Here is an 18,497-nt window from a genome sequence, read left to right on the forward strand (position 1 = left end):
GGGCCTGGAAATATTAACGGGAAGCCATTGCATTAAGAACGCGCTTGGTTCGGTTAGATCGGCTCTTTCGTCTCGCCAACACTAATTCACCAATCTAGTCCGACATAACCTCTGCCTCACCCCCCGTCGACGCGGCGGCCAGTTCGGTCCCCGCATACTCTGAGAGGTCGAATTCCTCCAGCAGTCCCAGCAAAGTATCGGCTTGCTCCGCCAACTCGTCGACCCGGGTCGCCACGGCATCGAGCGAGTCGGTCTGGTCGCGGGCGGCGTCGGCGACGCGGGTGGCGCCCGCGGCCGTCTCCTCGCTCGTCGTCTCGACCCGTTCGATGGTGGAGACAGTCTCCTCGGTCGAGGCGGCCTGCTGGTCGGTCGCATCGGTGATTTCGCGCACGCCCTCGTCGGTCTCGTGGGCGAGTTCCGCGATGGTATCCAGAGAGTCGATGGCGGCCTCGACGGTGTCGACGGCCTCGGACACCTCGTCGGTCGTCCGCTCCATCCCCTCGACGGCCGTCGCGGTCTGTCGCTGGACGCCGTCGATTATCTCTTGCACGTCCGTCGCTTCGGCCTGTGCCTCCTCGGCGAGCGACTTCACCTCGTCGGCGACGACGGCGAAGCCGTCGGCGTCGTCGCCGGAGTGCGCGGCCTCGATGGAGGCGTTGAGTGCGAGGAGGTTCGTCCGCTCGGCGATGTCGGAAATGGTGGCGACGATGTCGCCCATGCGGTCCATCCGGTCGTCGAGTTCGCGGAGTTGAGCCATCGTCTCGGTCGCCTGCGTCTCGATGGCGTCCATCTTCTCGATGGCCTCGACGGCGGCTTGCTGGCCCTCGTCGCCTCGCTCGGCGGTGCGGGTCGCCACCTCGGCGACGCTGTCGGCGGAGGCGGCAATCTCCTCGATGGTCGCCGAGAGGTCGCTCATCTCGGCGACGATTTGCTCGAGTTGGTCGCGCTGGGCTTCGGCGTCGGTGGCGATGTCGTCGGTGGCGTCGCTGATGTCCTCGCTGGCGCGGGCCACCTCGCCGAGGTCGGCGGAGGCGTCGACGGTGCGCTCGGAGACGGTGTCGGCGAAGGCGTACACCTCGCCGACCGTCGATTCTAGGTCGTCGAGCATTCGGTTGAACGACCGGGCGATGGCGGCCATGGCCTCGCTCTCGGGGTCGGGGTCCATCCGCACCGAGAGGTCCTTGTCCGCGGCGGCGGCCATGACCTCGCCGTACTCGTCGGCGGTGCGTTCGAGGCGGTCGGTCAACGCCTCGAGTTCGCGGGTGTTCGCCCGCAGGTTGTCGGTCATGTGGTCGAGGTCGTCGCCGAACGACCCGGGCACGTCCTCGTCGAGGACGGCGGCGTCGAAGTCCGCGCGAGCGAGGGCGTCGGCCTGCGCGGAAATCGTCTGGAGCGACGCGTGCATCTCGTCGAAGGCGTGGACGAGACTCCCGAGTTCGTCGTCTTGCTCGTGGGTCTCGACCGTCGCGGCGTCGAGTTCGCCGGCGGCGATGGTCGTCGCTGCGTCCTCCAAGGCTCGGACGGGTTCGACGAAGTCGTGGCGGGCGATGAGAAGCGTGTTTGCACACGCGACTGCGGCGCCGCCGAGGAGCGCGGCCGTCACCGCGGCGCGCACGACGCCGGTCAGGACAAAGGGGAGGAGTGCGAGGACGACGGCGACACCGAACTGGATGGCCACCGCCGCGATGATTTTCCGCTCTATCGATTCGTCGACGCCGAGGCGGTCCATGGAGTCCCAGAGGGCACGTCGATACAGGTCGGGTACGGAGTCCATGCGTAGATTGACGGACGCCACTCCCACAAACGTGTAGTCGATTATCAGCTCGTAGGAACGGTGACCGGAGACCCGGACGCTTATTCACACCACGCCCGTGGAACCGATATGGACGGCGAAATCAGCCCCGAGGACGTCGAGGCGTCGCTGGAGAGTGAGGACCGCCCGCGAATCATCGACATTCGCTCGCCCGGCGCATTCGCGCAGGGACACATCCCCGGCAGCGAGAACGTGCCCTTCGGCGACCTGCCCGACCGCATCGAGGAGTTCGCGGACGCAGAGCACATCGTCACCGTCTGTCCGCACGGCAAGGCGAGCGTGCAGGCCGCCCGCCTCATCGGGTCGTACGAGGGGACGGCGGACGCGACGGTCAAGAGCATGATCGGTGGCCTCGAGGCGTGGGAGGGCGAGTTGGTGACTGACGGCGAGGCTCCCGAATCACCGTTCTAAAAAAATACGTACCCGACGAGCGGGCGTGGGTCGGCCGAACCGCAGACGCAGGTTAGGTGACGATCACGCGACGTTGAACCCTTTATCGCGGAGGAAGTCCTCCACGCGGCCGAGATGGTTCCCCTGGAGTTCGATGGAGCCGTCTTCGACAGTTCCGCCGCAGGCGAACTTCGACTTGAGGTCCGACGACAGGCTGTCCATGTCGACGTCTTTCGGATCGAACCCTTCGATGATCGTTACCTCCTTCCCGTAACGGCGCTCGTCGATGCGGATGTTGATCTCCTGGGACTCTTTGGCGACGTCTTCGCAGACGCAGAGTTCCTCAGGGAGCCCGCACGTCGAGCAGACTTCCGACATTACAGCCTAAGGCTACTCGATGGGACTATTAAATTGTGTCGGGACGCCCGATTCGGTCCGACCCGGACAGCTGTCAGTCGCGACGCCGAACCGGTCGCAACCGAGCCGGTGAGACGACCGAGCGCACTCGCTCAGCGGTCGCGGAGTCGCCACGGGAGCGCGCGCTCCCGAACCAGCTCGTCGACGGCGTCGAGAGCGTCGTCGGCAGTGTCGCGGTCGACCCCGTCGCCGTAGCGGGCGCGTTCGTACGCCGTCAGAACCCGCCGAGCGCGCGGGTCAGTCGTGAGCGAGCGGACGTACGCCCGCGGCGTCTCGCCGGGACGGCGGGGGCGCTCCCGTTGTTCCAGCAGGTACGCGAGGCGGTCGAAGGCCCGCGTCGCGTCGGTGTCGGGGTCGCGGCGTGGCCCGCGACGGCGAAGCCACACCGCGCGTCGCAGGCGCCGAACCGCTCCCGTGCGTCGCAGCGCCGCGCCGAGGCCAATCAACACGACCCCCCAGAAGGCAAGCGTCGACCGCGACGGGAGCGTCGGGCCGGAGCCAGTCTGTGGACCCGCCCCAGCGCCCGAGTCACCGACGGCGCCGGGCGTGTTCGGGCCGCCCGGGGGCGTCGCGGTAGGCGTCGCGTCGGCGCCGGGTGTCGGCGTCGGTGAGTCGTTCGCCGCGGTGTCGTCCGCGGGGTCGCCCACCCCCGCGTCGGCGAGGCGCGTCTGTTCCGCGGCTTCGCGAGAGACGGTGGGCGTCGGGTCGAAGCGGACCCACCCCTCGTCGGGGAGATACACCTGCACCCACGCGTGCGAGTCGAGGCCGCGGACGACGAACTCGCCGTCGTCGCGTTCGCCCGGCGTGTAGCCGGTGACGAAGCGTGCGGGCACGTCCTCCGCACGGAGCAACACCACCATCGCCGTCGCGAAGTAGGTGCAGTAGCCGGCGTCCATCTCAAAGAGGAAGGCGTCGGCGACGTTGCCCTCGGGCCGGTCGACGGACAGCGAGTAGCGCTTGGTCGACTCCAGATGCGTCTCGACGGCGCGCGCCTTCGCGACGGGTGTCTCGGCGTCGGCCGTCACCGCGTCGGCGCGTGCCCCGACGCGCGAGGGCGTCGACGCGGGCAAGCGCGTGTACGTCTCGCGGAGCCCGTCGGGGTACTCGGGGGTGGCCGTCCCCTCGTCGTCTTTCGGCGTCTCGACGACGCGGCTGGTCACGGTGTACGATTCACCGGGGTCAAGCGTCGTCGTCGGGCGAATCGACCCCTGCGACGTGACGCGGACGCGCGAGTCCGCAATCCCGTCGACGCTGACTGGGCGCCACGCCGCCGGCATCGACCCGAGCTCCGTCGTCGCGGTGACGGTCTGGCGGAGTTCGTCGCCCTCGCCCGGCGGGTCGTCCAACTGACCGGCGTACGGCCGGGTGTCGCCGGAGCGCACCCAGCCAGACCCAGTGTAGCGGTCGTAGGTTCCCGTGGTCATGTAGCTGCGTCGGGGGCTCTCGACGGTGAACTGTTGCTGTGGCGAGAGGCTGATAGCGCCCGAGATGCGAACGCTGTCGCCCGTATCGGCGAAGCTCGCGACGCCCGTCGTCGACGACGAGCGGTCGGGGAGGACGGGGCCGCCACGGGCCGGCGCCGCCACCGAGAGCGTCGTCGCGGCGACGACCATCACCACGAGGAGGACGACCAGCGTGTCGGCCTGCGACGCCATCCCGCCGTGGCGGTCGAGCGTCCCGAAGCCGACGAGGCCCGCGGCGGTGACGACGCCCGCGAGCGTCGTGGCCGTCCCCGCGTCGCCGGTGAGGACGACCAGCGAGAGCGCGGTGCCGCCACAGGCGGCGCTCCAGACGTACCGCCGTCGGACGGCCAGATACCAGGAGAGAAAGACCGGGCCGGGCGCAACCGAGAGCGCCCAGACGTTCGCCTGCGTCAGTCGCAACACGGACAGCCCGGTGAGCAGCGCCACGGTGTCGGAGAGGAGTCGCCCCGGCGAGAGGAGCGCGCGCTGGGTCGCCGGCACTGACAGGAAGTACACCGCTACGCCGCCCGCGAGCAACAGCGCCGTCAGGCCGAGCGCGGTCCGCACGCGGAGGACGCGCCCGACCACGAGCGCGAGCGCCGCGGGCCCGACGAGCGCCGCGAGCATGAGTTCGGAGCCACCCACCACGTCCGTGACGTGATAGAAGACGCTGCCGTACGACAGGGTGAGGAGGCCGAGCGCCGCGAGTGCGACGTGGCGGGCGTCGAGACCGGCCGCCACCCGGAGGCGGTCGGCGACGGCGTCGCTCACGCGACCACCTCCGGCGCGTGGTCGGCGAGCGACCGACGCTCTCCAGGGTCGAACCGCAGCGTCGCGCCCGCGACGCGAACCGTCGTCTCGGCGGCGGCATCGACAGTCACGTCGGCGTCGTGGTCCTCGACCTGTCCGTCGCCGACGCGGGCGAGATGTGCGAGGGCGTCCGCGGCGTCGCCGGGAGCCACCGTCACGTGGCCGTCGGGCGTCGTGAGCGCGACGGTCACGCCCTCGTCGAGGAGGGCCACACAGACGGCAGCCGCCGCCTCCGCCATCCGGTCGGCGTGACCGGGCGCGGCGTTCGCCGTCACCGTCACCGTCGAGGCGTCGTCCTCGTCGGCGAACTCCCGCACCACGAGGTCGTCGCGCTTGGCGCTCGACTTCCAGTGAACGTCGCGGAGCGAGTCGCTCCGGGTGTACTCCCGGAGGTGGTTGAACGTCCCGCGCCCGGCGTGGCCAGCGGGGGCCGCGAGCGCCCGCAATCGCTCGCGAACGGCCGGCGAGAGCGTGCAGACGCGCGGGTAAACGAGGATAGTGTTCTCGGAATCGACGGTGAACGTCCGGCGCACGAGGCCGAGTACGTCCCGCGCGTGGACGACGACGGGGCCGAGCGCGTGGGCGCCGCGCTCGCGGTAGGTCACCTCGTAGGTGAACGGGTCGCCGCCGGTGACGACCGTCGCGCGCGCGTCGCCGTCGAGGCCCGCGGGCAGTCGGTCGCGAACGGTCGCGGTGGCGGGCGTGTCGGTCGTGAGCGCGAGGGAGACGGTGCCGGTCGTGCCCGGGTCGCCCGGCGGGGGGACGGTGCGCTCAACGGCGGGCGGGTCGAGGACGGCGAGTTGGACGCCCGCGGCGACGAGGGCGACGGCGGCGGGGAGAATCACGGCGTCGAGCGACCGCGGGCCGAACCCGACGCTCATCGCGACGGCGACGCCCGTCAGCGCGAGGACCGCGAGACCGCGGCGGGTCGGGCGGAGGCCGAACATCTCACTCGACCGGGACGGTTTCGAGGGCGTCGTCGACGACGGCGGCCCCGTCGCGGTCGGCGTCGATGCGGTGGCTCCAGACGCTCGGCGCCTCGGTCTGTACGTCGTCGGGGACGACGTAGTCGCGGCCGTCGAGGACCGCCCGCGCCTGCGCGGCGCGGACGAGGGCGATGGCGCCCCGCGGGCTGACGCCGAGGGTGGCGTGCTCGCGGGTGTGGGCCGCCAGCCGCGAGACGTACCGCCGGACCGCCTCGCTCAGCGTGACGCCAGCGACGGTTTCGCGGGCGCGGCGCAGGTCGTCGAGCATCGCCACGGCGTCGAGCGAATCGAGGGGGTGCTCGCCGGCGACGCGGCCGAGAAGGACCGTCTCCTCGTCCTCGCTCGGGTAGCCGAGGCGGAGTTTCTTCATGAAGCGGTCGACTTCGGCCATCGGCAGTTCGTAGGTGCGGCCGGGTTCGACGTCGTTCTGCGTCGCGATGACGGTGAACGGCTGGGGAAGGGTGCGCGTCTCGCCGTCGACGGTCACCTGCCCTTCGGCCATCGCCTCCAAGAGGGCGGCTTGGGTCTTCGGCGGCGCGCGGTTGATTTCGTCGCCGAGGACGACGTTCGCGAACAGGGGACCGGGCTGGAAGTCGAACTCGCGGGTCTGCTGGTTGAACACGTTGACGCCCGTCACGTCGGCGGGGAGGAGGTCGGGCGTGAACTGGACGCGCTTGAACGAGCAGTCGACGGAGGTGGCGACGGCGCGCGCGAGGACCGTCTTGCCGACGCCGGGCACGTCTTCGAGGAGGAGGTGGCCGCGGGCGAGCATCGCCACGAGGATGTGTTCGATGGCGTCGCCGTGGCCGACAATGACCGTCTCGACGTTCTCGACGATGCGGTCGGCGAGCGATGCGGCGGCCGTCGTCGACAGCGCGTCCGACTCGGATTTCGGGGAACCTGCGTCCGTCATGGCTAGCGGGCCGACGGGCGGCGATGCCCGGCGGCGAGTGCCGTGTGTTGCCACCGGACTCACCTATACCTTCGGTCGAACGACCCCACCACTATATGGGACGGCGACGACGGGCCGGTATGACGAAGCGTTCGAGACCGGGACGGGAGGACGGATGAGCGACGACGGCGACGAACTGGAGAGCCGGGCGGTATCCGATGCCTCGAGCCGATTCGCCGCGATGACGAATCGGTTCGTCCACGCGGTCGAACTCGTCGCTGCTGCGGTGTTCGCCGCGCTGTTCGCCATCGGCGTCGTCGACCTCGTCATCCAAATCGTGCAGTCGACGCGGGCGGGCCGCATCACCGACCCGCTGGTCGTCATCGGCTTCATCGACACCGGCCTCCTCCTCCTCATCATCGTCGAGGTGTACGAGACGGTCATCGCCTACACCGAGGAGAGCGACACGCGCCGCATCGTCCGACTCGTCATCTACACCGGCGTCATCGCGATGGTCCGGAAGGCCATCATCTTCCGCGTGAGCGAGTACGGCAGCCCGCAGAACGCCCTCTTCGCGTCCGTCGCCTACACCGTCCTCATTCTCGGCCTCGTTGCTCTGCTCATGGTCGAGCGACGGTACGGTGACCCCCTCACCAACTGATTTTGTGCCCGGGGCCACGGGCTACTGTATGGACGCCGCGAACGCATCACCGCCACTTCGCCCGCGGGCCGACGAAGGGTCCTCAACGACCGTCGACGTGGGCGTCGACCTGCACGTCGTCCGCCTCGGGCCGCAAGAGGGAACACCCGTCGTCTTGCTCCACGGATTTCCGGAGTGTTGGTACGGCTGGCTGCCCGTCGCCCGCCGTCTCGCCGACGACGGGTATCGCGTGCTCGTCCCCGACCAGCGAGGGTACAACGCCAGCGAGAAACCGAGCGCCGTGTCGGCGTATCGCCTCCCCACGCTGGCAGAAGATATCGCGACCCTCGTCGACCGCCTCGGACACGACGCGGCCCACGTCGTCGGCCACGACTGGGGCGCGGCGGTGGCGTGGTGGCTGGCGCTCGACCACCCCGAGCGCGTGGCGACGCTGACGGCGGTGAACGTCCCGCATCCGACGGTGATGCGGCGGACGCTCCGGCGGTCGTGGGACCAGCGCCGCCGGAGTTGGTACATGGCGCTGTTTCAGGTGCCCGTCCTCCCCGAACGCCTCGCCCGCGTGGGCGACTACCGACTGTTCGAGCGCACGATGCGGTCGTCGAGTCGGGCGGACGCCTTCGCGGACGCGGACTTCGACCGCTACCGTGCGGCGTGGGCGGCGCCCGGCGCGCTCACGGGCATGGTGAACTGGTATCGCGCCGCGGGGCGACACCCGCCGGCGGTTCGAACCGAGCCAGTCGAGCCACCGACCCTCGTCTGCTGGGGCGTCGACGACGCGTACCTCCGACCGTCGATGGCCCGCGAGAGCGTCGCGTACTGTCGGGACGGGCGGGCCGTCCTCGTCGACGACGCGACCCACTGGCTCCACCGGGAGCGCCCGGGGTGGCTGGCCGACCGACTGGACGAGTGGATGGCGTGAGCGGCCAGTGAAACGGAGCGGCACGCCTTTGCCCCACGAGCCGCGAACGGCGGTATGGCCGACTTGGGAAAGATAGACCGCGACTTCTTCGAGACGCACGTCCGCCCGCGTCTGGGCGCCGAGCGCGACGACGTACGCCTCGGCCCGACGCCCGGCGTCGACTTCGGCCTCCTCGATATCGGCGACCGGGCCGTCGCCATCGCGACCGACCCCGTCTCGATTCTCCCGCCACTCGGCTTCGAACGCGCCGGGCGCTTCGCCCTCGACGTCGTCCTCGCGGACGTGGCGGTGAGCGGCCTCCCACCCTCGCATCTCGCCATCTCCTTCTCGCTCCCGCCGTCGATGACGGACGACGACTTCGCCGCGGTGTGGGAGGGCGTCCACGCCGAGGCGCAGGACCTCGGCGTCAGCGTCGTAACCGGCCACACCGCCCGCTACGAGGGGTGTTCGTTCCCGTGGGTGGGCGGCGCGACGGCGCTCGCCGTCGGCGACGCCGCCGACGTGATTCGCCCCGACGGTGCCCGGCCCGGCGACGACGTACTCGTGACGAACGGTCCCGCCGTCGAGACGACGGGGTTGCTGACGACGCTCTTTCCCGAGCAAATCGACCTCGACGCCGAGACACTCGCGACGGCGCAGGCCCGCCTCGACGAGGCGAGTTGCGTCCGCGACGCCATGACCGCCGCGGCGGCCGGCCCGGTGACGGCGATGCACGACGCGACGGAGGGCGGCCTCCACGGCGCGTTCGTCGAGATGGCGACGAGCGCCGGCGTCGGCTTCGAAATCGACCGCGACCGTGTTCCGATTCGCCCGGGCGTCGAAGCGACGTGTGACGCCCTCGGCATCGACCCGTGGACCGCCACGGCGTCGGGGTCGCTCGTCTTGACGGTCGACCCGGACGGGACCGAGGCGGTACTGTCGGCGCTGGACGAACGAGGGGCGTCGGCGGCGCGAGTCGGGCGCGTCACCGACGGCGAGGGCGTCACCGTCGACGACGAGGCAATAGAGGCGCCGAGCGTCGACGCGGCGTGGGCCGCGTACAGCGACCTGTCCTAATCGACGCGGACCGGAATCTCGGTGAAGCCGTCGCCGGTGAAGCGATAGGCGCGGATGGCGTCGGCGACGGGCGAGACGATGACGTAGACGTAACCAGTCCACGTCGCCCGGGCGCGGTCGGTGGCACTCGGTACGGGGTCGGACTCGGGGTGAGAGTGATAGAAGCCGACCGCCTCCCCGCCCGCGTCTTCGATGCGGTCGATTGTCTCCATCGTCGAGGCGGGGTCGAGTTCGTACTCCGTCCGGGGGTGGGTGGCGACGTTCGGGACCCGTCGTGCGTCGGTCACGTGGTCCGGGGGGCCGCGCGTCCCGCCGAGGACGCCACAGATTTCGGCGGGGCGCTCGCGGTTCGCACCCTCGCGAGCGTGGTCGAGGAGGGCGTCGCGCGTGGTCGCATCGAGGACGAGAGCGTCGTCGGTCACGGCCACGTATAGTGATTATCGGAAGTCAGTTCCAGCGTGTTGCCGTCCCGTTCGGCAACACGCCGGTGAACAGTTCCAATAAACACCATCACTCGTCCCGGCGCATCGCGATTTCGAACCACGGACACAGGCGCAGCTGGCGGTACGACTCCGGACTCTCGCGGAGGTGGTCGTAGTCGACCCAGAGGCGGCCGGCGACCTCTTCCTCGGCAGGGTCGATAGTCACGTCGTCGAGCGTACACTGCAGGACGGCACAGACCTCCCACTCCAGACCGGCGTTCTCGTAGTAGCGCTTGTACTCGAACTTGTCCGTGATTCGGAGGTCGCTGTACTGGTCGGGCGTGATGCCGAGTTCGTCGACCAACCGCTCCCGAGTCGCTTCCTTCTGTCCCTGTCCCGGCCGGGGGTGGGAGGCGACGGTGCCGTCCCAGTGCGTGTCCCAGAGTCGCTTGTTCGGTGCGCGCTGAGCCAAGAGGACGCGCCCCTCGCCGTCGAAGACGAGGGCGGTGAACGCCCGGTGACGGACCCCGTCGCCCGTGTGGGCGTCGAGTCGATTGACCGTACCCTGCTCCGTGTCGTCGGCGTCGACGGCGATGACCTCCTGTTCGGCGTTGGGGTGGCTGCCACCGTCGCCCGCATTCCCGCTCATGTGCCACGTCTCGACGGGGAGGCTAATGGCGTCTTCGATGCCGCTCGGCCGACCTCGAATGACCTAAATGCCGACCGGTCGAACTGCCGCCGATGAGCGACGACCGAGACCGGCGCGTCGCGGTGTCGACCGTCCGTGACCGGGTCGAAGAACGAGACGGCGACGTCGACGAGAACGTCCTGTCGGCCATCGAGGAGTGGGCCGAATCGGGGAGCGTGACCCCCGAGGCGATGGCCGAGTGGCACCGAGAACGTCGGGAGGAACGGGAATCGAGAGCCGGCGCAATCGACGCGGTGGAGGCGGACATCCACGACCTGGTTGCTGACCTCGACCCCGAGGAACAAGCCAACAACCAGGTCCAGTCGCGCGTCGAGGAGTACGAGGCGGAGTTCGACCGCCTGCGCGACGAGCTCGACGCCGCGGCCGACCTGCTAGCGGAGACGCCGCGCGAACCCGCGTCGCCGACGGCCATCTACGACGCGGCCGTCGACCTGCGCCGCTGTGCGGGGACCACCCACGAAGTAGGCCACGCCCTCCATCACCTCTCGGATGAGGTCGACATTTTCGAGACGTGGCTCCACGACCCCGAGCGACGACTCGAGGAGTTCGACGACGAAATCAGCGGGTCGGAGCAGTATCTCGAGAACACGGAGGCGCTCCTCGAACGGGTCGAATCCGGGCAGAGTCCGGAACCGTTCGATGCGTGGCTGGCGGCCTACCACCTCCAGCAGGTGATGGACGTCGTCTTCACCGAGCTCCGAGCGGACGTGTCGGAACTCGAATCGTGGCTCGACGGTCAGGACGGCGACTACGGGGACGACGTGGCGGACCTCAGAGACCGACTGGACGCCCTCGCGACGCGCCACGAGGCGTGTTCACGCCGCCTCGACGAGGCCGCCGACGCCATCGACGACTTCGAGTCGAAGCGGGCGGGGGTCGCGGACTCGCTCGACCAGTTCGAGGGGGCGCTCTCGGGGCTCGAACCGCCGGTCGACTGGGCCACCGTCGAGCAGTTGGTGCAGGCGCAGTTCCAGAAACACGACATCGACGTGCGCTAACCGCCCGTCGCAGCAAGATACTGCGCGCCGAAGAGGACCGTGTTGTAGAGGCCGTGCACCACGGCCGGCACGACGAGATTGCGACTGCGTTCGTAGAGCGCTCCGAGCACCAACCCGAGCACCGCGGCGACGGTGACGTAGGGGAGGCGCGCGCCGGTGCTACCCGAGAGCGCGACCCAGTGGACGAGGCCGAAGAGGACGCTGGCGAGGGCGATGGCGACCGTCGGTCCCCACGTTCGCCGGAGGATGCCCTGCACGCCGCCGCGGAAGACGAGTTCTTCGAAGGGGCCGACGAGGAAGATGGCGACGGGAATCATATAGAGGAAGTACCGCGGGTCCTGTTGGCCCGTGGCGACGACCTGATTCTGGGCGACGGAGACGCCGATGGCGGTCAGGATACGTGCGATAGCGAGTTGGGCGGCGACGAGCGTGCCGACGCCGAACGCGATAAGGACGACGTTGCGGAGCGACGGGCGTTCGACGGGAATCAGGCCCCAGTCGTCGGTGACGTAGAGGTAGCCGGCGACGGCGACGCCGAAGCCGACGAACTGGAGGACGGAGCTGATGACCTGGAATTCGAGCGTATCGCGGGCGACGACGCCCGCTTCGACGAGCGCGGGCGCGACGAGGCTGACGACGACGACGGCACAGAGGAAGGCGCCGACGATGAGAAGCAGGCTCCGGAGGAGGTCACCGAGACGGGCGGAGAGCGGGGCACGGGTGCGCTCGGCGGCGGGCGGCAGGGCGCCGAACCGCTCCCGAGCGAGGTAGTAGCCGGCGGCGAAGACGAGGCCGAGAACGAGCGTCCCGGCCGCGAGCGCCCACGCCCGGTCGCTCCCGCGGAGCGACGCGTCCTGGTAGACGAGCGCCGCGAGCACCAGTCCGGCGAGGACGTGTGCCATCGCGGCGACGACGAGGAGTTCGGTTGCCATTACCGCCGCAAGGCGCGCCGGAAGTAAGTATCGTCCCCTTTGACCTCACTCGACGAGCAACTCTCGCTTCTCGCCCACCGCGTCGGCCTCGGGGAAGTCACCGCCGCCCAGCAGGCCGCGCGCGGCGCGCTTACCCCACTCGACGGCCGGTTGCGTGAACGTCGAGACGTTCGCGAGTTCGCCGTAGAGGACGCAGGCCGCCTCCATGCCGTAGAGGAGTTCGCCGATACCGTGGGCGTCGACCCGGTCGATTTCGACGCGGATATTCGGGCAGTCGGCGGCGGCGAGACTCGCCTCCGTCGCCTCGAACTCCGCATCGAGCAGGCCGCCGAGGCTCTCGCCGCCGAGATACGAGAGGCCGTCGAGGTCGGTTTCGGGAATGGGGACCTCGGGTCGCTCTCGAGGTCGGACGAGCGTCACGAGTTTGTCGCGGGGGCCGGCGCGGTAGAGCTGCAACTGGGAGTGCTGGTCGGTGGCGCCGAGGGCGCGGACGGGCGTCTGCCCCACCGCGTCTTTCCCGAGGCTCTCGGCCCAGAGCTGGGCGAACCACTCCGCAAAGTACTCCAGCGACTCGGCGTAGGGCATCATCGCGTTGACGCCCGCGCCGCGGCGTTCGAGCGCGTAACAGGCGGCGCCGTAGGCGTAGGCCGGCGACTCGAACAGCGACCCGGAGAGGCGGTCGGCCTCGGCGCGCGCGCCGTCGAGCAAGCCCTCGATGTCGGCGCCGGCGAGCGCCGCGACAGGGAGCGCGACCGTCGAGAGCGCCGAGAAGCGACCAGGGACGCCCGCGGGCACGTCGAGGGCGGGCAGATCGTGGCGCTCGGCGAGCGACCGGAGGTTGCCGGCCTCGCCCGTCGTAACCAGCGTGCGCTCGGTCCAGTCGACGCCCGCGTCGGTCATGGCCTCGCGGACGACGAGGAAGTTCGACAGCGTCTCGGCGGTGGTGCCCGACCGCGAGACGACGTGGACGACGGTGTCGGCCAGCGAGAGCGAGTCGAGGAGCGTGCCGACGTGCGCGGGGTCGACGTTGTCGAGGATGTAGTGGTCGACATCGCCGCCGAGCGCTTCGGTGAGGGTCGCGGCGCCGAGGGCGCTCCCGCCGATGCCGACGGTGAGGACCGTCTCGGGGTCGTCGAAGTCGGCGACGGCAGCCCGAACCGCGTCGGCGTCGACGGTGTCGGGGAGGTTCAGCGCCGCGTAGCCGTGGTCAGCGTCGGCGCGGCCGCGGGCGATGCGTTCGTGAGCGTCGGCGACGCGGTCGTCCAGTCGGTCCAGCGCCTCGCGCGTGAGGCGGGGCTGACCGTTGAGCGCGTTCCCGAGGTCGACGTACATGGGCGTAGGCGCGGCGCGGGCGGACTAAACGGTTGTTATGCGGCCGCCAGTCGGAGAGACGGGGAGTACGATGCTGCCGAGTCGAAGCGGCGACAGCCCGAATGCGGAGGCAGTCGGCGGGAGCGAGTCCGAAAAGGCAGGTTTCAAGCGACGCCTGCGTCAACGAGACGGTATGTACGACCGACTCAAGGGGTTCCGCGACTTCTACCCCGAGGAGATGGCCGCCCGGCGGGCCGTGGCCGACGCCTTGGAGGAGACTGCCCGCCAGTACGGCTTCCGCGAGATTGGAACGCCGACGCTGGAGGCCGTCGATCTCTACACGGACAAGAGCGGCGAGGACATCGTCGACGAACTGTACGCCTTCGAGGACAAGGGCGGCCGCCACGTCGCCATGACGCCGGAACTGACGCCGACGGTGGCGCGGATGGTCGTCGCGAAGGGCCAAGAGCTCCAGAAGCCCATCAAGTGGATGTCGACCCGGCCGTTCTGGCGGTACGAGCAGGTCCAGCAGGGTCGCTTCCGCGAGTTCTACCAGACCAACGTGGATATCTTTGGCTCCGCGGAACCCGAGGCCGACGCCGAAATCCTGTCCTACGCCGCCGACGCGTTGACGACGCTCGGCCTCGAAGGGTCGGACTTCGAGTTCCGCGTCTCCCACCGCGACATCCTCGGGGGCCTCCTCCGTGCCTTCGACGCCGACGTGGCCGTCCGCGACGCGATTCGCGCCGTCGACAAGTCGGAGAAAATCGAGCCAGCCGAGTACTACGACCTGCTCAACGACGCCGGCCTCGCCTACGACCAGGCCGAGACGTTCGACGACCTGCTGAGCACCGACGACCTCTCCGAGCTCACGGATTTCGCGGGCACCGACGAAGTCGAGGCGGCGGTCGGCAACCTCCAGAACGTCCTCGACGCCGCGGACGACTTCGGCGTCCGCGACTACTGCACCGTCTCGCTGGAGACGGCGCGCGGCCTCGATTACTACACGGGCACCGTCTTCGAGTGCTTCGACACGCAGGGCGAGGTGTCCCGCGCCGTCTTCGGCGGCGGGCGCTACGACGACCTGATCGAGAGCTACGGCGGCCAGCCCACTCCCGCCGTCGGCGTCGCCCCCGGCCACGCCACCCTCTCTCTGCTCCTCCAGCGAGCGGGCGTCTGGCCCGACGAGGCGCTGTCGACGGACTACTACGTGCTCTCCGTGGGCGACACGCGGGCGACGGCGTCGCGCGTGGCGCGTGACCTGCGCGACCGGGGTCACGTCGTCGAGACGGACCTCGCGGGGCGGAGCTTCGGCGCGCAGATGTCCTACGCCGACGGCGTCAACGCCGAGACGGTCGTCATCGTGGGCGAGCGCGACCTGGAGAACGGCGAAGTGACGGTCAAGGAGATGGGGAGCGGCGACCAGACCACCGCGCCCGTCGACGACTTCCCCGGCGAGCGCGACCGGCCGACCTACGACGACTTCGCCTGACGGATGGCCGCCGACCGGTCGATGCGCGCCTTCCGCGTCGCGTACGACGGCCGCCCGTACTCCGGCTTCCAGCGCCAACCGGACGTTCCCACCGTCGAGGACACGCTCTTCGACTCGCTTCGGAAGTTGGGCGTCCTCGATGGCGACACTCCCACGAACTACGCCGCCGCCGGCCGCACCGACGCGGGCGTGTCGGCGCTCGGCCAGACCGTCGCGTTCGAAGTTCCCGACTGGCTCACGCCCGCCGCGCTGAACGGCCAACTCCCGGGCGCGGTTCGGGCGTGGGCGAGCGCCGACGTGCCCCCCGACTTCCACGCCACCCACGACGCCAGTCGGCGCACCTACCGCTATCACCTGCACGCGCCGACGCTGGACGACGCGCGAGCGAAGGCGGCGCTCGACCGACTGCGCGGCGAGGGCGACTTCCACAACCTGACGACGGACGACGAGGGGACCGTCCGGCGACTCGAAACCGACTGCGTCCGCGACGGCGACTTCCTCGTCCTGACACTCGCGTCTGACGGGTTCGCCCGGCACATGGTCCGGCGCATCGTCTCGCTGGTGCGGGCGGTGGGGAGCGGCGCCAGCGACCTCGACCGAGTCGACCGCGTCTTGGGTCCGGAGCCACTCGACGGCCCGGCGGGCGTCGCCACGGCGCCGGCGACGCCGCTGGTCCTCGTCGACGTGACGTATCCGGGCGTGTCCTTCGACCCCGACCCGGACGCGGTGGCGAGCGCCCGCGAGGTGTTCGCCGAGCGACGAGTCGAGGGACTCGTGACGGCCCGCGTCGCCGGCGAGGTGGCCGAAGGCGTGACCGAGCGCTGACCGGGGGGTACTTCCGGGGGGACGGCGTAGCCGGCGGTATGCCAGAGCGGACTGCGGTCGTGCTCGCGGGCGGGCGGTCGACGCGGTTCGGCGAGGGGGACAAGGCCGTCGCCGACCTCGCGGGGACGCCCATGATTCGGCGCGTAATCGATCGAATCGCACCCGTCGTCGACGCCGTCGTCGTCAACTGCCGGGCGGCGCAGGTACCGGCCATCCGCGAGGCCGTCGACGGCGCCGCCGTCCCCGTGACGTTCGCGGAAGACGAGTACCCTGACGAGGGGCCGATGGCGGGGATGGCGACGGGCCTGCGGGCCGTCGAGAGCGAGTACGCGTTCGTCGTCGCCTGCGACATGCCCCTCGTCGAAGCGGAATTCGTCGACTACCTCTTCGAGCGAGCGGCGGGTCACGACGCCGCCGTCCCCCGCCCCGACCAGTGGTTCGAGACGACACACGCCGTCTACCGAGCGGCGGCGATGGCCGACGCCTGCGAGGCGGCGCTGGAAGCCGGCAAGAACCGCATCGTCGCCCCGCTGTTCGACCTCGATTTCGTCGTCCTCGACGCCGACGAGGTGCACGAACACGGCCACCCCCGGACGTTCGAGAACTGCAACACGAAAACGGACTTCGAGGACGCGGCGCGTCGACTGGAGAGCTGAGCGGCGCTACTCGATGACGTCGACGAGTTCGGCGTCAAGCATCCGCGCGAGGACGACCCGAGACACGTCGGCGCGGGCGTGAATCGCGTCGGCGATGGCCCGCCCCGTCTCGGCCAACTCGTCGTCGTCGACCATGTTGATTAGTGGCACGACCGTCGCGCTCGGCGGGACGCGCTTGCGCCCACCCTCGCGGCTCGCGAGGACGGTGCCCACCGCCTCGGGCGTGATGGTGTCGCCGAGTTCGAGGTCTGTGAGGGCGGCCACGCGCTCGGGGCGGTGGACGTGCTCCTCGGCGAGGGGTTTCCCGACGGCCTGCGCGCTGGCGACGGGGACGACGGTATCGGCCGTCGCCGGAATCTGTGGCTCGCGCTCGTCGGGCGCTTTCAGCAGGCGCGTCCGGGCGCCGTCGGCCTTCGTCAACACCGGGCCGTGGCCGTCCGTGGCGCGGATGGCGGTGACCGTCTCGCGGCCGTAGCCGAGATAGCGGTCGTCGCGCTCCTGTTCGAGGACGAGTCCGAGCGGCCAGTCCGTCGCCTCGCGGAGCGCACCCACGGGGTCGGGCGTGACCTCGACGGCCGCGACTTGGTCGTCGAAGATGGGGATGCGGACCGTCGCGGTCACGACGGCGCGGTCCAGGCGGTTCGCGAGTGTGTACAGCGTCGTCTTCTTGCCGCCGGCGCCGACGACACAGACGAGTGGCGCGTCGGCGGCCAGCGCCTCGACGAGGTTCATAGCGCGGCTTCCACGCCCAGTCACTTCGGCGTATCGGGGCGGCCCGACCACTCGGGGTCGATGCCGCGGACGTGGGTCTGGTCGTGCGGTGGGAACACCGGGTCGACGGCGTCGGGACCGGCGCGGTCGACCAAGAGGTCGCGGAGTTCGGCCTCGTAGTCGGCGCGGGATACGGCCTCGCTCGGCCCGGAAACCACGTCGAGGGCGGCGTCGGCCATCGCGTCGACGGCCTGCCGGCCGAAGCCGGCGAGTGGGGCGAGATACGACACGCCGTGGCGGTCTTCGAGGCTCTGGGCGGCCGGGCGGTCGACGGTGGGCACTCGGTCGTCGCGGCGCGTGCCGTCGGCGACGGCGCGGGCGTCGAGGGCGGCCGCGCGTTCGAGGGCGTGGTCGTGGACGGTCTGAATCGCGTTGCGGGGGTAGCCGTCGGCCTGCAGCTGGTCGACGGCGTCGTCGGCGACGGCGGGGTCAAGGTCGAGTCGTCGGAAGGGGTAGCCGAGGCGGTCCGCGGCCTCGCGGGCGTGGCGCCAGTCGTCCGTGACGCCGAACGTGCCGGTGACGAGGGTCACGTCGTAGAACCGGTCGAGGAGGAGGGCTGCGAGCGTGGAGTCCTTGCCGCCGCTGTAAAGCAGGGCGACGCCCATTCAGCGGTGACGGACGTCGAAGCTCTTGTCGGGGGTTAGTTCTTTCAGGAGCTTTCGCATCTGGTCCTCGTCGATGCGGTCCTGAATGCGGCCGCTACGGGCGAGGGCGACGATCTGTTGTTCGACCTGTTCGGCAACCTCCGGTTTCGACATCTGGACGGCGTTGAGACGCTGTCGGGCGCCGTCAGTGAGGTTCTGTTTCAGGACGGCCTGCTTCTGGGCTTCGGCCTGTTCCCGAGCAGCCTGCTGGTCGGCGCGTCCGCCGGCGCCGTCGCCGCCCTCCTGGGCCTGCTCTTTCAGCTCCTGCATCTTCTGCTGTCGAAGCTCTTCGATGCGTTCGTCGTCGGGGTTGCCACTCATGGGAGTCAC

20 protein-coding genes are annotated in these 18,497 nt (G+C 70.2%); 8 read left to right on the top strand and 12 right to left on the bottom strand.

The window, feature by feature from the left end; genetic code table 11:
- Positions 1–94: 94 nt before the first annotated feature.
- A complete protein-coding gene (locus BLU18_RS06200; RefSeq protein WP_092632998.1) occupies positions 95–1,774 on the bottom strand; it encodes a methyl-accepting chemotaxis protein in 1,680 nt (559 codons plus the stop codon).
- Between the two features lie 108 nt (positions 1,775–1,882).
- Between BLU18_RS06200 and BLU18_RS06205 the strand changes: the two genes are divergently transcribed.
- Complete coding sequence (locus BLU18_RS06205; protein ID WP_092632999.1) at positions 1,883–2,224, top strand: rhodanese-like domain-containing protein; 342 nt, start codon at positions 1,883–1,885, stop codon at positions 2,222–2,224.
- A 63-nt stretch (positions 2,225–2,287) separates the two neighbouring features.
- On the opposite strand, the gene yciH is transcribed toward BLU18_RS06205, so the two are convergent.
- The 4 genes from yciH to BLU18_RS06225 form a co-directional block, all read right to left on the bottom strand.
- Positions 2,288–2,581 (bottom strand): stress response translation initiation inhibitor YciH, encoded by a 294-nt coding sequence (gene yciH, locus BLU18_RS06210; RefSeq protein WP_049935096.1) that lies wholly within the window; start codon positions 2,579–2,581, stop codon positions 2,288–2,290.
- A gap of 131 nt (positions 2,582–2,712) precedes the next feature.
- Complete coding sequence (locus BLU18_RS06215; protein WP_092633000.1) at positions 2,713–4,854, bottom strand: transglutaminase TgpA family protein; 2,142 nt, start codon at positions 4,852–4,854, stop codon at positions 2,713–2,715.
- On the bottom strand, positions 4,851–5,840 hold the full coding sequence (locus BLU18_RS06220) for a DUF58 domain-containing protein (protein WP_092633002.1): 990 nt from the start codon (positions 5,838–5,840) through the stop codon (positions 4,851–4,853). The genes BLU18_RS06215 and BLU18_RS06220 overlap by 4 nt, the downstream gene beginning before the upstream one ends.
- A gap of 1 nt (position 5,841) precedes the next feature.
- Positions 5,842–6,792 carry an AAA family ATPase gene (locus tag BLU18_RS06225; RefSeq protein WP_092633004.1) on the bottom strand — a complete coding sequence of 317 codons (951 nt, stop codon included), beginning with the start codon at positions 6,790–6,792 and terminating at the stop codon, positions 5,842–5,844.
- A gap of 154 nt (positions 6,793–6,946) precedes the next feature.
- Here BLU18_RS06225 and BLU18_RS06230 point away from each other — a divergent pair, with 154 nt between their 5' ends.
- From BLU18_RS06230 to BLU18_RS06240, 3 genes are read left to right on the top strand one after another with little or no spacing between them, the layout of a single operon-like run.
- A complete protein-coding gene (locus BLU18_RS06230) occupies positions 6,947–7,432 on the top strand; it encodes a phosphate-starvation-inducible PsiE family protein (RefSeq protein ID WP_092633006.1) in 486 nt (161 codons plus the stop codon).
- A gap of 28 nt (positions 7,433–7,460) precedes the next feature.
- On the top strand, positions 7,461–8,351 hold the full coding sequence (locus BLU18_RS06235; protein WP_092633008.1) for an alpha/beta fold hydrolase: 891 nt from the start codon (positions 7,461–7,463) through the stop codon (positions 8,349–8,351).
- 54 nt (positions 8,352–8,405) lie between these two features.
- Entirely contained in the window at positions 8,406–9,407 is a 1,002-nt protein-coding gene (locus BLU18_RS06240) for an AIR synthase family protein (protein WP_092633010.1), read from the top strand.
- On the opposite strand, the gene BLU18_RS06245 is transcribed toward BLU18_RS06240, so the two are convergent.
- Together BLU18_RS06245 and BLU18_RS06250 are read right to left on the bottom strand one after the other, a co-directional pair.
- On the bottom strand, positions 9,404–9,829 hold the full coding sequence (locus BLU18_RS06245) for a desampylase (RefSeq protein WP_092633639.1): 426 nt from the start codon (positions 9,827–9,829) through the stop codon (positions 9,404–9,406). The two genes, BLU18_RS06240 and BLU18_RS06245, sit on opposite strands and share 4 nt — an antisense overlap.
- Before the next feature lie 88 nt (positions 9,830–9,917).
- A complete protein-coding gene (locus BLU18_RS06250) occupies positions 9,918–10,478 on the bottom strand; it encodes an isopentenyl-diphosphate Delta-isomerase (RefSeq protein WP_092633012.1) in 561 nt (186 codons plus the stop codon).
- A 92-nt stretch (positions 10,479–10,570) separates the two neighbouring features.
- On the opposite strand from BLU18_RS06250, the gene BLU18_RS06255 reads away from it, so the two are divergent.
- The gene (locus tag BLU18_RS06255) at positions 10,571–11,536 is read left to right on the top strand and encodes an FUSC family protein (protein WP_092633014.1); all 966 of its coding nucleotides are present in this window, start codon (positions 10,571–10,573) and stop codon (positions 11,534–11,536) included.
- Here BLU18_RS06255 and BLU18_RS06260 read toward each other — a convergent pair.
- Positions 11,533–12,468, bottom strand: a complete 936-nt coding sequence (locus BLU18_RS06260; protein WP_092633016.1) for a CPBP family intramembrane glutamic endopeptidase — start codon at positions 12,466–12,468, stop codon at positions 11,533–11,535. The two genes, BLU18_RS06255 and BLU18_RS06260, sit on opposite strands and share 4 nt — an antisense overlap.
- A gap of 45 nt (positions 12,469–12,513) precedes the next feature.
- Positions 12,514–13,800: a hypothetical protein gene (locus BLU18_RS06265; protein ID WP_092633018.1), complete on the bottom strand. Its 1,287-nt coding sequence runs from the start codon at positions 13,798–13,800 to the stop codon at positions 12,514–12,516.
- 172 nt (positions 13,801–13,972) lie between these two features.
- On the opposite strand from BLU18_RS06265, the gene hisS reads away from it, so the two are divergent.
- From hisS to BLU18_RS06280, 3 genes are read left to right on the top strand one after another with little or no spacing between them, the layout of a single operon-like run.
- On the top strand, positions 13,973–15,271 hold the full coding sequence (gene hisS / locus BLU18_RS06270; protein ID WP_092633020.1) for a histidine--tRNA ligase: 1,299 nt from the start codon (positions 13,973–13,975) through the stop codon (positions 15,269–15,271).
- Positions 15,272–15,292: 21 nt separating this feature from the next.
- Positions 15,293–16,096, top strand: coding sequence for a tRNA pseudouridine(38-40) synthase TruA (gene truA, locus BLU18_RS06275; RefSeq protein WP_092633641.1), 804 nt, complete (start codon positions 15,293–15,295; stop codon positions 16,094–16,096).
- A 38-nt stretch (positions 16,097–16,134) separates the two neighbouring features.
- Positions 16,135–16,752, top strand: coding sequence for a molybdenum cofactor guanylyltransferase (locus BLU18_RS06280; protein WP_092633022.1), 618 nt, complete (start codon positions 16,135–16,137; stop codon positions 16,750–16,752).
- Positions 16,753–16,758: 6 nt separating this feature from the next.
- Here BLU18_RS06280 and yqeC read toward each other — a convergent pair whose 3' ends face one another.
- The 3 genes from yqeC to BLU18_RS06295 are packed head-to-tail and all read right to left on the bottom strand — an operon-like array spanning position 16,759 to position 18,488.
- Positions 16,759–17,484, bottom strand: coding sequence for a selenium cofactor biosynthesis protein YqeC (yqeC, locus tag BLU18_RS06285; RefSeq protein WP_092633024.1), 726 nt, complete (start codon positions 17,482–17,484; stop codon positions 16,759–16,761).
- Positions 17,485–17,504: 20 nt separating this feature from the next.
- Positions 17,505–18,128, bottom strand: coding sequence for a DUF7411 family protein (locus tag BLU18_RS06290; RefSeq protein WP_092633026.1), 624 nt, complete (start codon positions 18,126–18,128; stop codon positions 17,505–17,507).
- On the bottom strand, positions 18,129–18,488 hold the full coding sequence (locus tag BLU18_RS06295) for a DNA-binding protein (RefSeq protein WP_092633028.1): 360 nt from the start codon (positions 18,486–18,488) through the stop codon (positions 18,129–18,131).
- Positions 18,489–18,497 lie beyond the last annotated feature (9 nt).

Origin of the sequence: Haloplanus vescus, from assembly GCF_900107665.1 — an archaeon.
GTDB lineage: Archaea > Halobacteriota > Halobacteria > Halobacteriales > Haloferacaceae > Haloplanus > Haloplanus vescus.

Coding starts and splice junctions, on each gene's coding strand:
- BLU18_RS06200 (WP_092632998.1), bottom strand. CDS start 1,774: ATGGACTCCGTACCCGACCTGTATCGACGTGCCCTCTGGGACTCCATG.
- BLU18_RS06205 (WP_092632999.1), top strand. CDS start 1,883: ATGGACGGCGAAATCAGCCCCGAGGACGTCGAGGCGTCGCTGGAGAGT.
- yciH (WP_049935096.1), bottom strand. CDS start 2,581: ATGTCGGAAGTCTGCTCGACGTGCGGGCTCCCTGAGGAACTCTGCGTC.
- BLU18_RS06220 (WP_092633002.1), bottom strand. CDS start 5,840: ATGTTCGGCCTCCGCCCGACCCGCCGCGGTCTCGCGGTCCTCGCGCTG.
- BLU18_RS06225 (WP_092633004.1), bottom strand. CDS start 6,792: ATGACGGACGCAGGTTCCCCGAAATCCGAGTCGGACGCGCTGTCGACG.
- BLU18_RS06230 (WP_092633006.1), top strand. CDS start 6,947: ATGAGCGACGACGGCGACGAACTGGAGAGCCGGGCGGTATCCGATGCC.
- BLU18_RS06235 (WP_092633008.1), top strand. CDS start 7,461: ATGGACGCCGCGAACGCATCACCGCCACTTCGCCCGCGGGCCGACGAA.
- BLU18_RS06240 (WP_092633010.1), top strand. CDS start 8,406: ATGGCCGACTTGGGAAAGATAGACCGCGACTTCTTCGAGACGCACGTC.
- BLU18_RS06250 (WP_092633012.1), bottom strand. CDS start 10,478: ATGAGCGGGAATGCGGGCGACGGTGGCAGCCACCCCAACGCCGAACAG.
- BLU18_RS06255 (WP_092633014.1), top strand. CDS start 10,571: ATGAGCGACGACCGAGACCGGCGCGTCGCGGTGTCGACCGTCCGTGAC.
- BLU18_RS06260 (WP_092633016.1), bottom strand. CDS start 12,468: ATGGCAACCGAACTCCTCGTCGTCGCCGCGATGGCACACGTCCTCGCC.
- BLU18_RS06265 (WP_092633018.1), bottom strand. CDS start 13,800: ATGTACGTCGACCTCGGGAACGCGCTCAACGGTCAGCCCCGCCTCACG.
- hisS (WP_092633020.1), top strand. CDS start 13,973: ATGTACGACCGACTCAAGGGGTTCCGCGACTTCTACCCCGAGGAGATG.
- truA (WP_092633641.1), top strand. CDS start 15,293: ATGCGCGCCTTCCGCGTCGCGTACGACGGCCGCCCGTACTCCGGCTTC.
- BLU18_RS06280 (WP_092633022.1), top strand. CDS start 16,135: ATGCCAGAGCGGACTGCGGTCGTGCTCGCGGGCGGGCGGTCGACGCGG.
- yqeC (WP_092633024.1), bottom strand. CDS start 17,484: ATGAACCTCGTCGAGGCGCTGGCCGCCGACGCGCCACTCGTCTGTGTC.
- BLU18_RS06290 (WP_092633026.1), bottom strand. CDS start 18,128: ATGGGCGTCGCCCTGCTTTACAGCGGCGGCAAGGACTCCACGCTCGCA.
- BLU18_RS06295 (WP_092633028.1), bottom strand. CDS start 18,488: ATGAGTGGCAACCCCGACGACGAACGCATCGAAGAGCTTCGACAGCAG.